We start from the raw sequence: 18,584 nt of genomic DNA on the forward strand, positions 1-18,584 counted from the left end.
GCGGGTTTGCTTGCGCTTGCCAGCGTACTCGGCGTCGGCGAAGGTCATCTGCTTCATCGGGAAACTCGGTGGGTGGGGTCGCGGTATTTTGCCAAATCAGAAAGTCTTTTTCAGAGTTTCCCTAACGGAGATTAATCATGGCGGACACACCAGAATCCGAAGAAATCTACATCGAACTCCCTGCCGAAACTGTAAGCGCTCCAACCACCAAGGCGACGACCAAGATAATAGATGGCGCGTACGCACCATGGGGATTCCATGGCTATATAGAGTTCGAGTATTCTCTTACTGGTTCGGGCTCGTCGATAATTTTAGTTAGAACCCTAAGCTACTACCTCAAAACGTCTTATAAACCGCAAGATTCGAAATTTAGTATCACAGCACCTAACTTATCTCCCCTATCTGTAAACCCAACAATTATCAACCAATGGGTGAATTGGGACTCAAGTCTTCAAACAACTTCGCGATCTTATTTTTTTGATTTCATATTCCAGGCTATGCCGGGTGGCCCGAGTGCAACTGTCCGAAAAACTGTAAATCTACCCATTATTTAAATAATACCGACCTGCCTGCGGCCGACAAACCAGCCGCAGGCGTGGTAACTCTGCACTTATTGAATAATCAAGTTATTGAACAACAAATCCTCAACCACCGGCTTGCCAGTCTCATCGTTCATTACTTGCTGGGTTTGCTTCAGGGCTTCCTGGCGCAGTTTTTCCTTGCCTTCAACACTGCTCATGGCCTCATTGGTCTGCTGGGTAAACAGCGCCACCAGTTGGTTGCGAATCAACGGGTCGTTGGCTTTGACCGCAGCCGCCGCTTCAGGGCCGGTCACGCGCAGGGCGATGTCGGCCTTGTATACCTTGAGCTTCGCCGTGCCATCCAGGCCGTAGTTGCCCACAAACGGTGGCGTCAGGCTGATATAGCTGACCTTCGGCGCCTCGCCCTCCTTGGCCTCTTCGGCCTGGGCTGCCATCGGCAACGTCAGGGCCAGCATCAACAGGATCCACGCTTTCACAGTTCATTCCTCGAATTCGGTTGCCCGGTAGCATAACGCTAGCAAGGCTGAGCACAAGCTTATGGCGGCTTATCAGGCCCGGGCATGCTCGTTGACCCGCGGGCGTACCCTCCTACACTTATCGGCCACGACGCCAAAAGGAATAGTCCGATGAAAGCTGTGCTGTGCAAAGCCTTCGGCCCCGCCGAAACCCTGGTGCTGGAAGAGATCACCAGCCCTGCGATCAAGAAGAACGAGATCCTGCTGGACGTGCACGCCGCCGGGGTGAATTTCCCGGATACCCTGATCATCGAGGGCAAGTACCAGTTCAAGCCGCCTTTTCCGTTCTCACCCGGTGGCGAAGCGGCGGGCGTGGTCAGTGAAGTGGGTGAGAACGTCAGCCACTTGAAAGTCGGTGACCGGGTGATGGCGTTGACCGGCTGGGGCAGCTTTGCCGAGCAGGTCGCGGTGCCCGGCTATAACGTGCTGCCGATCCCGCCAAGCATGGACTTCAACACCGCCGCCGCCTTCAGCATGACTTACGGCACCTCGATGCACGCGCTTAAACAGCGGGCCAACCTGCAACCCGGCGAAACCCTGCTGGTGCTCGGCGCTTCCGGTGGCGTGGGCCTGGCCGCCGTGGAAATCGGCAAGGCCATGGGCGCCCGGGTGATCGCCGCCGCCAGCAGCGCCGACAAACTCGCGGTGGCCAAGGCGGCCGGCGCCGATGAGTTGATCAACTACAGCGAAGCCAGCCTCAAGGACGAGATCAAGCGCCTGACCGACGGCAACGGCGCCGATGTGATCTACGACCCGGTGGGCGGCGATTTGTTTGACCAGGCCGTCCGCGCCATCGCCTGGAACGGCCGGCTGCTGGTGGTGGGGTTTGCCAGCGGGCGCATTCCTGAACTGCCAGTGAACCTGGCATTGCTCAAGGGCGCGGCGGTGGTCGGGGTGTTCTGGGGCTCGTTTGCCCAGCGCCAGCCGCAGGATAATGCGGCGAATTTCCAGCAACTGTTCAGTTGGTACGGTGAAGGCAAGCTCAAGCCGCTGGTGTCGCAGGTGTATCCGCTGGAACAAGCCGCCCAGGCGATCAACGATCTTGGGCAGCGCAAGGCGGTGGGCAAGGTCGTCGTCCAAACCCGCTAGTTGATCTGAAATGCGGTTAGTGTGGGAGCAAGCCCGCTCCCACATTTGGTTCACCGGCAAATCAAAATTGATCACGACCCACACTTATCTATAAGCGACATGTTCGTAAAAGAACATGCAATTGCTCCCATTTCCTGTGTTTGCAGATAAGAGGCGATGCTATTTTCGGTAACGAAACTGTAACATTCGCATCCGCAGTCAAAACAAGAAATTTGGAGCTCTTGAATGTTTGCTTTCTTTCGCCCTGCCGCACACCAGGCGCCCCTGCCTGAAGAAAAAATAGACAGTACCTACCGACGGCTGCGCTGGCAGATCTTCGCCGGTATTTTCTTCGGTTACGCCGGCTACTACCTGCTGCGCAAAAACTTCTCCCTGGCCATGCCCTACCTGATCGACGAGGGTTACACCCGCGGTGAACTGGGCCTAGCGATGTCGGCGATTGCGATTGCCTACGGCTTGTCCAAGTTCCTCATGGGCCTGGTGTCCGACCGCTCCAACCCACGCTACTTCCTGCCCTTCGGCTTGCTGGTTTCCGCCGGGGTGATGTTCATTTTCGGTTTCGCACCTTGGGCAACGTCCAGCGTGACCATGATGTTCATTTTGCTGTTCATCAACGGCTGGGCCCAGGGCATGGGTTGGCCGCCGAGTGGGCGGACCATGGTGCACTGGTGGTCGCAGAAAGAGCGCGGCGGTGTGGTGTCGGTGTGGAACGTAGCGCACAACGTCGGCGGCGGCCTGATCGGCCCGCTGTTCCTGCTGGGCATGGCCTGGTTCAACGACTGGCACGCCGCGTTCTATGTGCCGGCCACGGTGGCCCTGGCGGTGGCGGCGTTTGCCTTCATCACCATGCGCGACACCCCGCAGTCGGTGGGCCTGCCGCCGATCGAGCAGTACAAGAACGACTACCCGCAAGGCTACGACGCCAGCCACGAAGACGAATTCAGCGCCAAGGAAATCTTCGTCAAGTACGTGCTGCGTAACAAAATGCTGTGGTACATCGCCTTTGCCAACGTGTTCGTCTACCTGTTGCGCTATGGCGTTCTGGACTGGGCGCCGACCTACTTGAAGGAAGCCAAGCACTTCACGGTCGACAAGTCGTCCTGGGCGTATTTCTTCTACGAGTGGGCAGGTATCCCGGGCACGCTGCTGTGTGGCTGGATGTCGGACAAGATCTTCCGTGGCAACCGTGGCCTGACCGGTATCGTGTTCATGGCCCTGGTCACCGTGGCGACCCTGGTTTACTGGCTCAACCCGCCGGGCAACCCGATGATCGACATGATCGCGCTGGTCTCCATCGGCTTTCTGATCTACGGCCCGGTGATGCTGATCGGCCTGCAGGCGCTGGAACTGGCACCAAAGAAAGCCGCCGGCACCGCTGCTGGCTTCACCGGTTTGTTCGGCTACCTGGGTGGTTCGGTGGCAGCCAGTGCGGCCATGGGCTACACGGTTGACCATTTCGGCTGGGACGGTGGTTTCGTGTTGCTGATTGGTGCCTGTGTACTGGCGATCGCGTTCCTGATCCCCACGCTGTGGCACACCAACAGCGTCAGCTCGGCGCGTTAACCGCCTGGGCAATCCTTGGCACAACGCTTGAGCCGCGCCTCCAGGTTTTTATCTGGCATGGCGTGGCTACGCAGGGCGTTCACGGTCTGCTCGACATAATCGCGAGTGGTGCCGTAACGCCCGCAAGCGCTTTGCAGCACATGATTAAGCACGATATCTGGCAAGTTGCCAGCATAGCTGGGCAAGTGCCGCTCCAATACAAACCCCAACGCCTGCACGCTACTGCCATCTTCCAATCGGCAGCTGAGCCAGTGTGGCCGGTAAGAGGGGTAAGGCATCTCGCGCTGCCACAGGGCGTACAGCGAGGCCTCCAACTGGTCTTCCGGCAAGCGGTAGGCAAACCCGCTGCAGGAACCACCGCGATCCAGCCCGAACACCAGCCCCGGTAATTCCGGCGTGCCCCGATGCTCATGCGACCACAAATACAGGCCGCGGTGATAACCGTGAACCCGTGCGCGCACCCGTTCGGTCGACGAACATTCAGGGCGCCAGATCAGCGAACCATAGGCAAACAGCCACACCGGCCCACCCTTATGCCGGGCCATGGTGGCCTGCATCGAGCTCATCAATTGTTCGTGAGTGAGTTGCGGCCCAAGATCGAGCCGCGGAGGGTAAGCCAACTGCAAAAGATCGGTTTCAATGGCGGTCATGGCGAAAAGCGGTGCGCCTCCTGTGTGTTACCAGTTGTAAGCGACTTTACCGTAATAAAACGCGCCGCTGTAACCGTACGGCGAAAAAGTGCTATAGGCCAAATTGCCACCACTGCTGGCGTAGGCATTGACCTTCTCCGGGTATTTATCGGTGACGTTGTCGCCGCCCAGGGTGAAGGTCCAGTTCTTCAACTTATAGTCAGCCGACAGGTCCAGCACCCAGGCGGCCTTGAAGGTCTGATCATTGTCCTTGTCCGCCTGGTAGCTGGTGAACTCGCCATAGCGCACCAGGTTACTGTGCAGCGCCCAGCGGCCGAAGGTGAAGTCGTTGCCCAGGCTCAGCTTGTGCTGGGGCGTGGTGTCGCCGAGCAGGCCGATACGCTCGCGACGGTCGACCCGCACCAGGTTGGCCCCGAGGCTGTCGAGGATCGCCGGGTTGGCTTTCACGTCTGTGACCTTGGTGTGGTTGTAGTTGTAACCCACGGTGCTGTTCCAGCGAATGCCGTTATCGAACTGGTACCGATAGTTAGCCACCAGATCGACGCCATCCGTGCTGGTGTCCGTGGCATTGGTGAAGTAACGGGCGGTGGTGTAGTTGATATTGCCGACACCATTGGCTTGCAGGTAAGCAACTGTCGCCGGGTTGAGATTGAGGTTGGAAGACAGGCTGATGCGGTCACGGATATCGATGCGGTACACGTCGAGTGTGACGGTCAGGTCATCGGCCGGCTCCAGTACCAGGCCGAGGCTGTAGTTGCGCGACTTCTCGGCCTTGAGGTCTTCGGCACCGAGCAGGCGCGCCACCTGGCTGTTGGCCGGGAAAGTACCGGCTTCCTGGATGGTGCTGCCGATCAACTGCGAGGAGGTGTAGGCAAAGTTCTGCTGGGCCAGGGATGGCGCGCGGAAACCGTTGGAGATACTGCCGCGCAAGGCCACTTGGGGTGTGAAGTCGTAGCGGGCCGACAGCGAGCCGCTGACGTTGGAGCCGAAGTCACTGTAATCCTCATGGCGCACGGCGGCCGAAGCGCTGAGTTTTTCAGTGAAGTTGGTTTCCAGGTCGAGGTACTGCGCCCAGTTGTGCCGGGTACTGGTGCCGGCATCGGCGTCGCGGAAACCACCCAGGCCCGAGCTGCCGGTCTGATAATAGGACGCCGGCTCGCCCGCTTCGATTTCATAGCCCTGGTGCAGGTATTCACCACCGAACGCCACGGAGACCGGGTACGGCAGGAAGCCCACGTCGAACTCACGGGACAGGTCCAGGCTGACTTGTTTCTGATCGTTGCTCAGGGTGCCGTTGTTGAACTTGCGTGGCGTGGCCAAGCCCAGGGAAGTGTTGATGGTTTCGGTGCCCAGCTCGTACTGATTCTTGCCGTAGTTGGCCGACAGATCGTAATGCCAGTCGTAGGCCAGCAAGCCGCGCAGGCCCACCACCAGCGAGGTGTCTTCCAGGTTGCCTTTGATCAGCGGCAGGTAGCCGTTGGGGTTGAGCGCCGGGATGTTGTTGGACGCGTTGCTCGCCCGGTAGAACGCCGCTGTTTCACCGCGGCGCTTGCTGTAGCCACCGAAGGTGTAGAGCTCGGCTGCATCATTGAAGGAATATTCGGAGTTGAACTGGAACTTGCCTTCATTGGTCGCCGGCTCGCCTTGGCGGAACACACGCTGGCCGTAGGTGGTGGAGCCGATGCTACCTGGGCGGTAATCATTGCCGGCGCGGTTTGTGTAATCGTTATCAGCACCTTCGGCCGACAGGTTGATAAAGCCGTTGTCGCCCAATGCCAAGCCAGTATTGCCGCTGATATTACGCTGGATGCCGTCACCCTTCTTGTACTCGCCGAACTTGGTGGAGATCGAGCCACCATGGTCGGCGCGCTTGAGAATCACGTTGATCACCCCGGCAATCGCGTCAGAGCCATAACGTGCAGAAGCACCATCGCGCAGCACTTCGATATGGTCCACCGCCGACAGTGGGATCGCATTCAAATCCGCAGGCGCCGAACCGCGCCCCACAGCGCCCCCCAGATTGACGAAGGCACTGGTATGGCGGCGCTTGCCGTTGACCAGCACCAGCACCTGGTCCGGTGACAAACCACGCAACTGCGCCGGGCGTACCAGTTCGGCACCATCCACCAGGCTTGGCCGCGGGAAGTTGATCGATGGGATCAGCCGCGCCAACACGGCGCCCAGCTCATCGGAGCCGGTACTGCGCAGGCTTTCGCCGGAAATTACGTCGATTGGCGACAGCGACGCACTGGCGGTGCGCTCTTGGGCGCGGGTGCCGGTCACGATCACCGCATCGAGTCTGGGTGCATCGACGACGGATGTTTCGTCTGCCAGAACTGGATTGAATCCCACAGCGGTCAGCAAATTGGCCGACAAAATCGCCGTGTATAGCGCGTGCTTGTTGTAGCTCCCCATACCGCTCCCCTTGGCATCAAAAATCAGAACTTCAGCGCTCTGAGTTCGTACGATCGATCCGGCTGGCGGGCGGTGGCGGTCAGTGATTGGTTACTGTCGATGAAGTCGGTAGTCCGTTGCTATATAGCTTAAAGATATCTATTGAATAGAATAAATACCTTAAAAGAATAAGCAAAAGCATAAGGGCGACCACCCTTTCGTCAGGATCCGAGCAGGCAATCCCGGTACTTTCAGCCGCGGTTCAGCCTGTGCGCGCACCAAACCGTCAAAATAGCGTGCACATCACGACCCACTTAGCCGTTAATCACATCGCCTATCGAGGTCGCTTCATGAAAAAATTCCGCTTGCCTGGTCTGTTTTTCCTGGCCCAGGCCACCACCGCACTGGCTGCCGAAACCCCACCTGCCAATGATGACAAAGGCTTCTGGTACGCCCAGACCAGCGTCTACACCCGGCACTTCGCACCCGACCCGGAGCACAACAACAAGCAAGATTTGATCGGCCTGGAACGCAATGAGGCGTCGGGCCTGGTGTATGGCGGTGTGACCTTTCGCAACTCGTTCCGCCAGCGCTCGTACTACGCCTATGTGGGCAAGCGCTATGACATGGCGGACTACCCGGTGTACGCGAAGTTGACCGGCGGGCTGCTTCAGGGCTATCGCGGCGAGTACCGCGACAAGATCCCGTTGAACCGATTCGGCGTGGCGCCGGTAATCATTCCGTCCGTGGGTGCCCATTACGGGCCGGTGGCGGCAGAGCTGGTGCTGCTGGGGTTCAATGCAGCGATGGTGACGACCGGGTTACGATTCTGAGCGTGCACAATCCAATGTGGGAGCAAGCCCGCTCCCACAGTTTGATCGGCATTTAATAGTGTTTTTTGCTCTGCTCAGGGCCGTGGGGCGTAGGCAAACACATCGGCGCGCATTCGGTGTGCATCCATGCCGGCGTTGACCAGCGCGTCCAGGGTGCCGTAGACCATCGCCGGTGAGCCGCTGGCGTAGACATGCACGGTATTGAGATCGGCAATGTCTTCGCACACCGCCTCATGCAGCAAACCGCAACGCCCTTCCCAACCACACAAGTCGCTGACCACTTTGTGCAGGTACAGGTTGGGTAATTGCAGCCATTGATCCCAGTGATCGATCGCGTAGAAGTCTTCTGGCAGGCGCACGCCCCAGTACAGGTGTACCGGGTGCTTGAAGCCCGAAGCGCGGCAATGCTCGATCAAGCTGTGCATTTGCGCCATGCCGGTGCCGGCGGCCATCAGCACCAGCGGCCCATCGGGCAATTCAGCCAAGTGCGTGTCGCCAAACGGCAATTCGACGCGGGCCATCTGGTTGCGCTGTAATTGCTCGATCAGGCTGCGTGCGCTGTCTTCCCGCGCCAGTACATGCAACTCCAATTCACGCCCGGCGTGGGGTGCCGAGGCCAGGGAAAACGCCGATTTTTCGCCCTTCTCCCGCTCGATCATGAGGTATTGCCCGGCGTGGTAACGCAGCGCCTTGCCGGCCGGGGCGCGCAGGCGCACACGCCACACATCGCCACCGACTTCCACACATTCGATCAATTGACACGACAGTTTGCGCAACGGTAATTCTCCCGGCGCCAGTACCCCATCCCACAACACAATGCAGTCCTCCAACGGCTCGGCGATGCAGGTGTAGAACTCACCATGATCACGCACCTCACCGGTTTGCCTTACCCGGCCCTCCACCAGCAACGCCGCACAGACATGGCATACGCCATTGCGACAGGCTTGGGGGCACTCATAGCCCAGGCGGCGAGCGCCGTCGAGGATTCGCTCGCCAGGGAGCAGCTCCAGCACAGCACCGGAAGGTTGCAGGGTTACACGCATCAATCTATTCCCAATTCTTTCCAGATCGCATCGACACGCGCCGTTACGGCTTCATCCTTGACGATCACCCTGCCCCACTCGCGGGTAGTCTCACCCGGCCACTTGTGGGTGGCATCCAGGCCCATTTTCGAGCCCAGGCCCGACACCGGCGACGCGAAGTCGAGGTAGTCGATTGGCGTGTTATCGATCATCACCGTATCGCGCTTGGGGTCCATGCGCGTGGTGATGGCCCAGATCACGTCGTTCCAATCCCGGGCGTTGATGTCGTCGTCGGTGACGATAACGAACTTGGTGTACATGAACTGTCGCAAAAACGACCACACACCCAGCATGACCCGCTTGGCATGCCCTGGGTACGACTTCTTCATGGTCACGATGGCCATGCGGTACGAGCAACCTTCGGGCGGCAGGTAGAAGTCGGTGATTTCCGGGAACTGCTTTTGCAGGATCGGCACGAACACTTCGTTGAGCGCCACGCCCAGGATGGCCGGCTCATCCGGTGGACGGCCGGTGTAGGTACTGTGGTAGATCGGCTTGACCCGATGGGTGATGCGCTCGACGGTGAACACCGGGAAGCTGTCGACTTCGTTGTAGTAGCCGGTGTGGTCGCCGTAAGGGCCTTCGTCGGCCATCTCGCCTGGATGAATCACGCCTTCGAGAATGATTTCAGCGGTGGCCGGTACTTGCAGGTCGTTGCCGCGGCATTTGACCAGTTCGGTGCGGTTACCGCGCAGCAGGCCGGCGAAGGCGTATTCGGACAGGCTGTCGGGCACGGGGGTGACGGCGCCGAGAATAGTCGCCGGGTCTGCACCCAGGGCCACGGAAACCGGGAACGGCTTGCCGGGATGCTTCTCGCACCACTCCCGGAAGTCCAGGGCACCGCCACGGTGGCTCAGCCAGCGCATGATGACCTTGTTGCGGCCGATCACTTGCTGGCGGTAGATACCGAGGTTCTGGCGGTCTTTGTTCGGGCCCTTGGTGACGGTCAGGCCCCAAGTGATCAGCGGGCCAACGTCGCCGGGCCAGCAGGTCTGTACCGGGAGCATGGCCAGGTCGACATCATCGCCTTCGATGACCACTTCCTGGCACACCGCGTCCTTGACCACCTTGGGGGCCATGGCAATGATCTTGCGGAAGATCGGCAGCTTCGACCAGGCGTCCTTCAAGCCCTTGGGCGGCTCGGGCTCCTTGAGAAAAGCCAGCAGCTTGCCGATTTCGCGCAGCTCGCTGACGGACTCGGCGCCCATGCCAAAGGCTACGCGTTCGGGAGTGCCGAACAGGTTGCCCAGCACCGGGATATCAAAGCCGGTCGGGTTTTCGAACAGCAGCGCCGGACCCTTGCTGCGCAAGGTGCGGTCACAAATCTCAGTCATCTCCAGTACCGGAGAAATCGGCATCTGGATACGTTTCAACTCTCCGCGCTGCTCAAGTTGCTGCACGAAATCCCGAAGATCCTTGAATTTCATTAACCATGCCACCCGTAAAATAGGCGTACATCCTACCTGCTCTGAGGCTGACTGACAGCTTAATTGGCCGTCAACCCTCGCGATTGCAGCGAACTGAACAACGGCTCCAGGAACGCCTCGATGTGTCGCGCCCCCACGTCTGACAAGTGGTTATCATCGGTATAAAGAGCGCGACCATTCAGTTCGACGCGGCACAAGCCATCAGCGCCACACAGTTGAGGCGCAGGATCCAGCACCATCACGCCACTGTCAGCAACCGTCAGTTCGTCAAACAATTGCGTGATAAACGCCTGGCGCTTCACATGCTCGGACACGGGGAGCCCTTCACCGTCCACCGGCCGGTTCATCATTGCCAGGCGGCTAAGACGATAAGGCACGATGATTTCCTGCAATGGCACTTCCTTGACCAACCAGACCCGATGCCCCGCAGCACGCAAGCTTTGGATGCGTTCGCGCAGGCCTTGGGCAAAGCGTTGTTCGGCGATGGCACGCACGTACTTGCCGGTGCCGGGATCCTTGAGCGCATGCTCCTTGTCACCCGACATTTGCCCATACACATACAGGCTCCAACGGGCCGCCAAGACCACGTCGCTGAACGTCTGCTCGGCCATGGCTTTCTCGACGCGATGGTTGAAATGCGCACACCGGGCAATATTTTCCAAGCCATCCAGCGGAATACAGCCGGCAAAACTGGCTTCGACCAAGCTGATATTGTGGCGGTCGGCGCCATCTTTGAGCGCCGGAATCAGCGCAGTGGCATGACTGTCGCCCCATACCAGCGCTGAGACGGACTGGCTTTTCGGGCCGAAATGGCAGAACAGTCGCTCATCCGGCGTGTCTTTGTCGGCCATGCACGCCATCAATTCCGGGCTCCACTTCTTGGCCTGGGCGAAACGCAACGCCTGTTCGGACAAGCGCGAAGGCACGCCATCGGATTCGCGTATCGCCAGGCCAGTAAAGCCAAGCCCCAATATACCGACCACGGCTGCAGCCAGAATCGCCTTGCGCCCGGCCAGCAAGCGTTTTTCCCGGAACGGCGTTTCCACAAAGCGCCAGGACAGGTAGCCCAGAACCAGCGAAAGCAGCATCAGCCCGGCCAGTTCCAGTGCGCTCAAGCCATCCACCGCAGCATAGTTGGCGTACACGAACACCGGCCAATGCCACAGGTACCAGGAATAGGAAATCAGTCCGATACCCACCATTACCCGCGTACTCAACAGGCGCCCAACCCAGGTGTGTTGTTGCCCGTTGGCCCAGATCAACCCGACGACACCGAGTACTGGCAGTAGCGCAGTCGCACCGGGAAAGGGGGTCGTCGCGTCGTAACCCACTACTGCGATCAGGATCAACGCCATGGAGGCCAGGCTGACCCCTTGTGCCAGGGCGGGCGAAGCGCGCCACTCACGCTTGGGCAACACGGCCAGCATCGCACCGGCCAACAATTCCCAGGCCCGCAGGTGCAACAGGAAGAAGGCTTTTTGCGGCTCGTGCTGCACCGCCCAGACACTCATGCCGAAAGAGCCGAGCAACACCGCGAACAGCGCCAGGCGCCAGTGCTTCAAGCGGCTTGAAAGCAACGTCAGCAGCAGGGGGAAGAATATGTAGAACTGCTCTTCCACCGCCAGTGACCACGTATGCAGCAAGGGCTTGATGTCAGAAGACACATCGAAGTAGCCGTGCTGGCGTGAGAACAACAGGTTGGAGGTAAAAGTCACCTGATAGTGCGCCGAGCGCCCCAGTTCCTCATAGTCCTTGGGCGCCAACAGAAACCAGCCCACCGCCAGCGTCGCCGCGATCATCACGAACAGTGCGGGCAAGATACGCCGAGCCCGGCGAGCCCAGAAGTCGATGAAACTGAAGCGTCCAGCCTGACGCTCACGCCAGATAATTGACGTAATCAAGAAGCCGGAGATGACGAAAAACACATCAACGCCAACAAAACCGCCAGTAATGCCAGGAACGCCAAAATGAAATAATACGACTGCGAGGACAGCAATGGCACGCAGGCCATCAATGTCTCTGCGGTAAGCAAGAGTGGTCATAAGAATGTGGTCAGTCTGTGACGAAAAGGATGAGCGTAGTCACGCGTCAATTTTTGTTACTAATCGGATACTTATGCCACAAATACGTACGAATCTCGATGCAAAAAAAATGGCGCCCCTCGCGGGGCGCCATTTTTTTGGACCTGAAACGCCGTATTACTTGCGTTTCATCGACAGGAAGAACTCGTCGTTGGTCTTGGTAGTTTTCAGCTTGTCGATCAGGAACTCGATGGCAGCCACTTCGTCCATCGGGTGCAGCAGCTTGCGCAGAATCCACATGCGCTGCAGTTCGTCGTCTGCGGTCAGCAACTCTTCGCGGCGAGTGCCGGAACGGTTGATGTTGATCGCAGGGAACACGCGTTTTTCAGCGATGCGACGGTCCAGGGGCAGTTCCATATTGCCGGTACCCTTGAACTCTTCGTAGATCACTTCGTCCATCTTCGAACCGGTTTCAACCAGCGCAGTGGCGATAATGGTCAGCGAGCCGCCTTCTTCGATGTTCCGAGCCGCACCGAAGAAACGCTTCGGTTTCTCCAGGGCGTGAGCATCGACACCACCGGTCAGCACCTTGCCGGAGCTTGGGATCACGGTGTTATAGGCACGCGCCAGACGCGTGATGGAGTCGAGCAGGATCACCACGTCCTTCTTGTGTTCGACCAGGCGCTTGGCCTTCTCGATCACCATTTCGGCAACCTGCACGTGGCGGGTTGGCGGCTCATCGAACGTCGAGGCAACCACTTCGCCGCGCACGGTGCGCTGCATTTCGGTTACTTCTTCCGGACGCTCATCGATCAACAGCACGATCAGATGAACTTCAGGGTTGTTACGCGCGATGTTCGCTGCAATGTTCTGCAGCATGATCGTTTTACCGGCTTTCGGCGGTGCGACGATCAGGCCACGCTGGCCCTTGCCGATCGGGGCGCACAGATCGATCACACGACCGGTCAGGTCTTCGGTGGAACCGTTACCGGCTTCCATCTTCATGCGCACAGTCGGGAACAGCGGCGTCAGGTTCTCGAAGAGAATCTTGTTTTTCGCGTTCTCGGGACGATCGAAGTTGATCGTGTCGACCTTGAGCAGGGCGAAATAACGCTCGCCTTCCTTCGGGGGACGGATCTTGCCAACGATGGTATCGCCGGTGCGCAAGTTGAAGCGACGGATCTGGCTCGGCGAGACGTAGATATCGTCCGGGCCGGCAAGATAGGAAGCGTCTGCAGAGCGGAGGAAGCCGAAGCCGTCCTGGAGAATCTCCAGCACGCCATCACCGGAGATTTCCTCGCCGCTTTTCGCGTGCTTCTTGAGCAGGGAGAAAATCACGTCCTGCTTGCGCGAACGGGCCATATTTTCTATGCCCATTTCTTCGGCCAATTGGAGCAGGTCGGTAATCGGCTTTTGCTTGAGTTCAGTCAGATTCATATAGGAATGACGTAATCATTTATGGAGGGGGGAAATTAAGCTTTTGGCTTAATGAGGCCGCGCCGCAGAGAAGGCGACAGGATCGCGTACTAATCGAAAAGGAATGCGTCGGCGACGGCTTGCAGGGGGCAGTGGAGAAACCAGTGCGGGGCCGAATGTACCACCTGAATTTCTGAGCGTCTAGCCCTGCTTAACGAAAAAGCCCCGCTATTTGCGGGGCTTTTTCGATGACGCTTAGATGTTCGCGTCGAGGAAAGCTTGCAGCTGGGACTTCGACAGCGCGCCTACCTTAGTGGCTTCGACGTTGCCGTTCTTGAACAGCATCAGCGTAGGAATACCGCGCACGCCATGCTTGGCCGGAGTTTCCTGGTTGTCGTCGATGTTCAGCTTGGCAATGGTCAACTTGCCTTCGTAGGTGGTTGCAATGTCGTCCAGGACCGGAGCGATCATTTTGCAAGGGCCGCACCATTCAGCCCAGTAGTCAACCAGCACCGGGCCTTGAGCCTTGAGTACTTCGGCCTCAAAGGTCGCGTCGGTGACGTGCTTGATAAGATCGTTGCTCATGGATGTCTCCGGAATGTAAGCAAAAAAAACGTGGCCCATCATAGCCGCCCTTACCCCGTTCAGGAAGCCGCGTCTGATTGAGTCTTGCTATGGCGTCGCATGAGTTTGGGTATACAACTCAGGGCGTCACGAACGCTATGCCCGTGCGTAACGCCGCATTGCGTACGTGTTCCTGCATGCTTTTCTGTGCCGCCGTGCGGGTACGCCGGGCCAGGGCACGCAGGATTTTGCGATGCTCCTGCCAGGTTTCCATCGCCCGCTCCGGCCGGATGAACGGTAGTTTCTGGCTTTCCAGAAATACTTCGGCGCGGGCACTGAGGATGCTCACCATTGCCTGGTTGCCGCTGGCCAGCAGAATGCGTTGGTGAAATTCGAAGTCCAGCCGGGCGGCCGCTCCGAAGTCCCCCGCCTTGAGCACTGTGCGCATGGCTTCGACATTGTCTTCCAGACAGTCCAGCTCATCGATGGTCAATGTCACCGCTGCCAACCCCGCCGCGAAGCCCTCCAACGCGTACCGCAGTTGGAAGATCTCCAGCGCAGAGACCTGCGCCGCGAAGGGCCAGGCGAACCCCGGCGCCTCTTGCACTTGCTGCACGAACACACCCTTACCCGGCTGCACGCTGACCACGCCCAAGGCACTCAGGGACGACAACGCCTCGCGAAGCGACGCCCGACTGACTCCCAATTGCACCGCCAGGTCGCGCTGGGACGGCAATGCATCACCCGCCGCGAAGCCTTGCTCCTTGATCAGTTTGCGGATGGCCTGGAGAGCCGTTTCCGGTACGGCTTGGGCGATGGAATTCATAAAAAGCTCAGGGTTCCCGGTCGATGTGCGGCTAGTTGTAAAGCTATTCACAACTGGCTGCAAGCCACGCCCCAAAGGGGCTCGTGCAGTTTTATCGGCGCTCGAAAAGAGTGCAGAAAACGTGACCACTGTTCAGACCAGTAAGACCACCACGGCGCCGCAAACTCCGGCCTCACAGGCGATTCGATCGGTAATGGCATGGGCTGTGCACTGAGCAAATCCAGAAAATCCCCTCAGCCTTTTCGGAGAGTCGCCATGACCAAGCGCTACAGCGCCCTGCTCACTGCCCTGTTTGCCAGCCTGATGCTGGGCCACGCGCCCGCCCAGGCTAACGGTCTGGACGATATTGTCGCGCGCGGCACCCTCAAGGTCGCCGTGCCCCAGGACTTCCCGCCGTTCGGCTCGGTCGGCCCCGACATGCAGCCCCGCGGCCTGGACATCGATACCGCGAAGCTGCTGGCCGAGCAACTCAAGGTCAAGCTGGAGCTGACCCCGGTCAACAGCACCAACCGCATTCCATTCCTCACCACCGGCAAGGTCGACCTGGTGATTTCCAGCCTGGGCAAGAACGCCGAGCGCGAAAAGGTCATCGACTTCTCCAAAGCCTACGCGCCGTTTTACCTGGCCGTGTTCGGTCCGCCTGATGCCGCCATCGCCAGCACCGACGACCTGAAGGGCAAGACCATCAGTGTGACCCGTGGCGCCATCGAGGATATCGAGCTGACTGCGGTGGCGCCCAAGGAAGCCACGATCAAGCGCTTTGAAGACAACAACTCAACCATCGCCGCCTACCTGGCCGGCCAGGTCGACCTGATCGCCAGCGGCAACGTAGTCATGGTCGCAATCAGCGAACGCAACCCCAAACGCGTACCGGCGCTGAAGGTAAAGCTCAAGGATTCGCCCGTGTACGTGGGCGTGAACAAGAACGAGCCGGCGTTGCTGGAGAAGGTCAACCAGATCCTCGTCACCGCCAAGGCTGACGGTAGCCTGGAAAAGAACGCAATGCAGTGGCTCAAAGAACCGCTGCCTGCTGATCTCTGAAGCGGAGCTGATTGATGGCCTATCAATTCGACTTTGTGCCAGTGCTGGCCAATACCGACCTGCTGTTGCGCGGCGCGCTGTTCACCCTTGAGCTGACGGCCATCGGCGCCATCCTCGGGGTTGCGCTGGGCACCCTCGGCGCCGTGGTACGAGCGTGGAAGATCCAGCCGTTTGCGTGGATCTTTGGTGTGTATGTCGAGTTGATCCGCAACACGCCGTTCCTGGTGCAGTTGTTCTTCATCTTCTTTGGCCTGCCGTCCCTGGGGCTGAAGATCACCGAGTGGCAAGCCGCCGTGCTGGCGATGGTGATAAATCTGGGGGCTTATTCAACCGAGATCCTCCGCGCCGGTGTACAGGCTATCCCGCGCGGGCAACTAGAGGCGGCTGCAGCGCTGGCGATGACGCGCTTCGAAGCGTTCCGCCATGTGGTTCTGCTACCGGCGCTGGGCAAGGTGTGGCCGGCCCTGAGCAGCCAGATCATCATCGTGATGCTCGGTTCGGCGGTGTGTTCGCAGATTGCCACCGAAGAGCTGAGCTTTGCCGCTAACTTTATCCAGTCGCGTAATTTCCGTGCGTTTGAAACCTATGCGCTGACCACCCTGGTGTACCTGTGCATGGCGCTGATGATTCGCCAGTTGCTCAACTGGATCGGCCGACGGTTTGTGATGAGGAACAGCCGATGAGTGATTTTTCATTCTGGGATATCGTGCGCAACCTGTTCACCGGCCTGCAATGGACGCTGCTGCTGTCCTTGGTGGCGTTTGTGGGCGGCGGCCTGATCGGCTTGTTGGTGATGACGATGCGCATCAGCCGCAAAGCTTTCCCGCGTGCTGTTGCCCGCACCTATATCGAACTGTTCCAGGGCACACCGTTGCTGATGCAGCTGTTTCTGGTGTTTTTCGGCGTTGCCCTGCTCGGCGTGGATATATCCCCCTGGCTGGCAGCGGCGATTGCCTTGACCCTGTTTACCAGCGCTTACCTGGCTGAAATCTGGCGCGGCTGCGTAGATTCCATTGCCCATGGCCAATGGGAAGCCTCGGCCAGCCTGGCCCTTAACCCGCTTGAGCAACTGCGTTATGTGATCCTGCCCCAGGCGCTGCGCATTGCGGTCGCGCCAACGGTGGGTTTCTCGGTGCAGGTGGTCAAAGGCACCGCCGTGACCTCGATCATCGGCTTCACCGAACTGACCAAGACCGGCGGCATGCTCGCCAATGCCACCTTCGAGCCATTCATGGTCTACGGCCTGGTAGCCCTTGGTTACTTCCTGCTCTGCTACCCCTTGTCCCTCAGTGCGCGCTACCTGGAAAGGAGACTGCATGCCTCTGCTTAGAATTTCTGCCCTGCATAAGTATTACGGCGATCACCACGTTCTCAAAGGCATCGACCTGACGGTGGATGAAGGCCAGGTGGTGGCGATCATCGGCCGCAGCGGCTCGGGCAAGTCCACCCTGCTGCGCACCCTCAATGGCCTGGAGTCGATCAACGATGGCGTGATTGAAGTCGATGGCGAATACCTCGACGCCGCCCGCGCCGACCTGCGCAGCCTGCGGCAAAAAGTCGGCATGGTGTTCCAGCAGTTCAACCTGTTCCCACACCTGACCGTCGGTGAAAACGTGATGTTGGCGCCCCAAGTGGTGCAGAAAGTGCCCAAGGCCAAGGCGGCACAACTGGCAAGGCAGATGCTCGAACGGGTCGGGCTGGGTGAGAAGTTCGACGCCTTCCCCGATCGCTTGTCCGGTGGCCAGCAGCAACGGGTGGCGATTGCTCGGGCGTTGGCCATGTCACCCAAGGTGCTGTTGTGCGATGAGATTACGTCGGCCCTGGACCCGGAGTTGGTCAATGAAGTGCTCAGTGTGGTGCGCCAACTGGCCCAGGACGGCATGACCCTGATCATGGTGACCCACGAAATGCGCTTTGCCAGGGAAGTCGGCGACAAACTGGTGTTCATGCATCAGGGTAAAGTGCATGAAACCGGCGACCCCAAGGTATTGTTTGCCAACCCGAGAACACCTGAGCTCGCCAATTTCATTGGTTCGGTGGAGCCGCCCGCCTGATCATTCAGGCGCAGGGAACCCTCTCAACACTTCCCCGCCCCTCCAGCGAGGTTTCGTTGCTTACGGCCAGCCCGCTCGCCGGCAGATAAGTGTCGATACTGACCAAGGCAGTCAAGCGACGCCCCGATACTGGAGCGCCGCCGGCTTGCGTGCAAAGCACCACGCCTGGCAACAGGCGACCCTTTGCGGACTCATCAGGCCGGTACAGTGAACGTAACTCCACGTCCCGTCCGTCCACTTGGGCCTGCTGAAGATTCAGGATGAAGTGCCCGTCGCGCCCAAACCGAAACCCCCTGGTTCCCGCAGGTACCCCCGTGAAGCGTATCGCCATCGGTGTCTCATCGGCGCAGTCCACGGTCAGCCTGAGCGTGCGATGACCCAAGGAAAACTGTGGGTGCCCGGACTGCTCACCCAATAATTCAGCACGACGAATAACCCCGTAGTCGACTGTGGGTTGGCTCAACGACACTCGACACTGGCTGGCATAAGCAGCACTGGGCATAAGCCCGACAAGCAGCAGGTAAAGCAAAAGCCCGAGGCCCAAGCGCCCGGATACAAAAGGACTGC

General features: G+C 59.1%; 16 protein-coding genes. 7 read left to right on the forward strand and 9 right to left on the reverse strand.

What is annotated here, in order from left to right; all coding sequences use genetic code 11:
* Window positions 1-610 precede the first annotated feature (610 nt).
* A complete protein-coding gene (locus tag JFT66_RS26170; RefSeq protein WP_034116339.1) occupies window positions 611-1,018 on the reverse strand; it encodes a flagellar basal body-associated protein FliL in 408 nt (135 codons plus the stop codon).
* 150 nt (window positions 1,019-1,168) lie between these two features.
* Here JFT66_RS26170 and JFT66_RS26175 point away from each other — a divergent pair, with 150 nt between their 5' ends.
* Together JFT66_RS26175 and glpT are read left to right on the forward strand one after the other, a co-directional pair.
* Window positions 1,169-2,146 (forward strand): NADPH:quinone oxidoreductase family protein, encoded by a 978-nt coding sequence (locus tag JFT66_RS26175; protein ID WP_034116340.1) that lies wholly within the window; start codon window positions 1,169-1,171, stop codon window positions 2,144-2,146.
* A 225-nt stretch (window positions 2,147-2,371) separates the two neighbouring features.
* Window positions 2,372-3,709: a glycerol-3-phosphate transporter gene (gene glpT / locus JFT66_RS26180; RefSeq protein ID WP_034116341.1), complete on the forward strand. Its 1,338-nt coding sequence runs from the start codon at window positions 2,372-2,374 to the stop codon at window positions 3,707-3,709.
* Here the strand turns inward: glpT and JFT66_RS26185 are convergent.
* Window positions 3,706-4,359: a gamma-glutamylcyclotransferase gene (locus tag JFT66_RS26185; RefSeq protein ID WP_034116342.1), complete on the reverse strand. Its 654-nt coding sequence runs from the start codon at window positions 4,357-4,359 to the stop codon at window positions 3,706-3,708. The two genes, glpT and JFT66_RS26185, sit on opposite strands and share 4 nt — an antisense overlap.
* A 27-nt stretch (window positions 4,360-4,386) precedes the next feature.
* Complete coding sequence (locus JFT66_RS26190) at window positions 4,387-6,774, reverse strand: TonB-dependent receptor plug domain-containing protein (protein WP_198860431.1); 2,388 nt, start codon at window positions 6,772-6,774, stop codon at window positions 4,387-4,389.
* Between the two features lie 329 nt (window positions 6,775-7,103).
* Between JFT66_RS26190 and JFT66_RS26195 the strand changes: the two genes are divergently transcribed.
* Window positions 7,104-7,586, forward strand: a complete 483-nt coding sequence (locus tag JFT66_RS26195) for a hypothetical protein (RefSeq protein ID WP_034116344.1) — start codon at window positions 7,104-7,106, stop codon at window positions 7,584-7,586.
* Between the two features lie 74 nt (window positions 7,587-7,660).
* Here JFT66_RS26195 and JFT66_RS26200 read toward each other — a convergent pair whose 3' ends face one another.
* From JFT66_RS26200 to JFT66_RS26225, 6 genes are all read right to left on the reverse strand, one after another.
* Entirely contained in the window at window positions 7,661-8,629 is a 969-nt protein-coding gene (locus tag JFT66_RS26200) for a CDP-6-deoxy-delta-3,4-glucoseen reductase (RefSeq protein ID WP_198860432.1), read from the reverse strand.
* Window positions 8,629-10,095, reverse strand: a complete 1,467-nt coding sequence (gene ubiD, locus JFT66_RS26205) for a 4-hydroxy-3-polyprenylbenzoate decarboxylase (protein WP_153837390.1) — start codon at window positions 10,093-10,095, stop codon at window positions 8,629-8,631. Before ubiD ends, JFT66_RS26200 begins: the two co-directional genes overlap by 1 nt.
* A 59-nt stretch (window positions 10,096-10,154) precedes the next feature.
* Window positions 10,155-12,137: an acyltransferase family protein gene (locus JFT66_RS26210; RefSeq protein WP_198860433.1), complete on the reverse strand. Its 1,983-nt coding sequence runs from the start codon at window positions 12,135-12,137 to the stop codon at window positions 10,155-10,157.
* A 156-nt stretch (window positions 12,138-12,293) separates the two neighbouring features.
* Window positions 12,294-13,553, reverse strand: a complete 1,260-nt coding sequence (gene rho / locus JFT66_RS26215; protein ID WP_003176825.1) for a transcription termination factor Rho — start codon at window positions 13,551-13,553, stop codon at window positions 12,294-12,296.
* Between the two features lie 234 nt (window positions 13,554-13,787).
* On the reverse strand, window positions 13,788-14,117 hold the full coding sequence (trxA, locus tag JFT66_RS26220; protein WP_003213989.1) for a thioredoxin TrxA: 330 nt from the start codon (window positions 14,115-14,117) through the stop codon (window positions 13,788-13,790).
* A gap of 118 nt (window positions 14,118-14,235) precedes the next feature.
* Window positions 14,236-14,922 carry a FadR/GntR family transcriptional regulator gene (locus tag JFT66_RS26225; RefSeq protein ID WP_034116348.1) on the reverse strand — a complete coding sequence of 229 codons (687 nt, stop codon included), beginning with the start codon at window positions 14,920-14,922 and terminating at the stop codon, window positions 14,236-14,238.
* Window positions 14,923-15,177: 255 nt separating this feature from the next.
* Between JFT66_RS26225 and JFT66_RS26230 the strand changes: the two genes are divergently transcribed.
* The 4 genes from JFT66_RS26230 to JFT66_RS26245 are packed head-to-tail and all read left to right on the forward strand — an operon-like array spanning window position 15,178 to window position 18,017.
* Window positions 15,178-15,963 (forward strand): transporter substrate-binding domain-containing protein, encoded by a 786-nt coding sequence (locus JFT66_RS26230; protein WP_034116349.1) that lies wholly within the window; start codon window positions 15,178-15,180, stop codon window positions 15,961-15,963.
* A gap of 14 nt (window positions 15,964-15,977) precedes the next feature.
* Window positions 15,978-16,646, forward strand: a complete 669-nt coding sequence (locus JFT66_RS26235; protein WP_198860434.1) for an amino acid ABC transporter permease — start codon at window positions 15,978-15,980, stop codon at window positions 16,644-16,646.
* Window positions 16,643-17,293: an amino acid ABC transporter permease gene (locus JFT66_RS26240; RefSeq protein WP_034116351.1), complete on the forward strand. Its 651-nt coding sequence runs from the start codon at window positions 16,643-16,645 to the stop codon at window positions 17,291-17,293. The genes JFT66_RS26235 and JFT66_RS26240 overlap by 4 nt, the downstream gene beginning before the upstream one ends.
* Window positions 17,280-18,017, forward strand: a complete 738-nt coding sequence (locus JFT66_RS26245; RefSeq protein WP_034116352.1) for an amino acid ABC transporter ATP-binding protein — start codon at window positions 17,280-17,282, stop codon at window positions 18,015-18,017. Before JFT66_RS26240 ends, JFT66_RS26245 begins: the two co-directional genes overlap by 14 nt.
* Window positions 18,018-18,584 lie beyond the last annotated feature (567 nt).

This window comes from Pseudomonas sp. MF6755 (genome assembly GCF_016405635.1).
Classification (GTDB): domain Bacteria; phylum Pseudomonadota; class Gammaproteobacteria; order Pseudomonadales; family Pseudomonadaceae; genus Aquipseudomonas; species Aquipseudomonas haemolytica.

What these genes read in the sequence shown, in the direction of transcription:
- JFT66_RS26210 (WP_198860433.1), bottom strand. Translation starts at nt 12,137, where the DNA reads ATGACCACTCTTGCTTACCGCAGAGACATTGATGGCCTGCGTGCCATT.
- JFT66_RS26185 (WP_034116342.1), bottom strand. Translation starts at nt 4,359, where the DNA reads ATGACCGCCATTGAAACCGATCTTTTGCAGTTGGCTTACCCTCCGCGG.
- JFT66_RS26200 (WP_198860432.1), bottom strand. Translation starts at nt 8,629, where the DNA reads ATGCGTGTAACCCTGCAACCTTCCGGTGCTGTGCTGGAGCTGCTCCCT.
- ubiD (WP_153837390.1), bottom strand. Translation starts at nt 10,095, where the DNA reads ATGAAATTCAAGGATCTTCGGGATTTCGTGCAGCAACTTGAGCAGCGC.
- JFT66_RS26235 (WP_198860434.1), top strand. Translation starts at nt 15,978, where the DNA reads ATGGCCTATCAATTCGACTTTGTGCCAGTGCTGGCCAATACCGACCTG.
- JFT66_RS26225 (WP_034116348.1), bottom strand. Translation starts at nt 14,922, where the DNA reads ATGAATTCCATCGCCCAAGCCGTACCGGAAACGGCTCTCCAGGCCATC.
- rho (WP_003176825.1), bottom strand. Translation starts at nt 13,553, where the DNA reads ATGAATCTGACTGAACTCAAGCAAAAGCCGATTACCGACCTGCTCCAA.
- JFT66_RS26175 (WP_034116340.1), top strand. Translation starts at nt 1,169, where the DNA reads ATGAAAGCTGTGCTGTGCAAAGCCTTCGGCCCCGCCGAAACCCTGGTG.
- glpT (WP_034116341.1), top strand. Translation starts at nt 2,372, where the DNA reads ATGTTTGCTTTCTTTCGCCCTGCCGCACACCAGGCGCCCCTGCCTGAA.
- JFT66_RS26240 (WP_034116351.1), top strand. Translation starts at nt 16,643, where the DNA reads ATGAGTGATTTTTCATTCTGGGATATCGTGCGCAACCTGTTCACCGGC.
- JFT66_RS26230 (WP_034116349.1), top strand. Translation starts at nt 15,178, where the DNA reads ATGACCAAGCGCTACAGCGCCCTGCTCACTGCCCTGTTTGCCAGCCTG.
- JFT66_RS26195 (WP_034116344.1), top strand. Translation starts at nt 7,104, where the DNA reads ATGAAAAAATTCCGCTTGCCTGGTCTGTTTTTCCTGGCCCAGGCCACC.
- JFT66_RS26190 (WP_198860431.1), bottom strand. Translation starts at nt 6,774, where the DNA reads ATGGGGAGCTACAACAAGCACGCGCTATACACGGCGATTTTGTCGGCC.
- JFT66_RS26245 (WP_034116352.1), top strand. Translation starts at nt 17,280, where the DNA reads ATGCCTCTGCTTAGAATTTCTGCCCTGCATAAGTATTACGGCGATCAC.
- trxA (WP_003213989.1), bottom strand. Translation starts at nt 14,117, where the DNA reads ATGAGCAACGATCTTATCAAGCACGTCACCGACGCGACCTTTGAGGCC.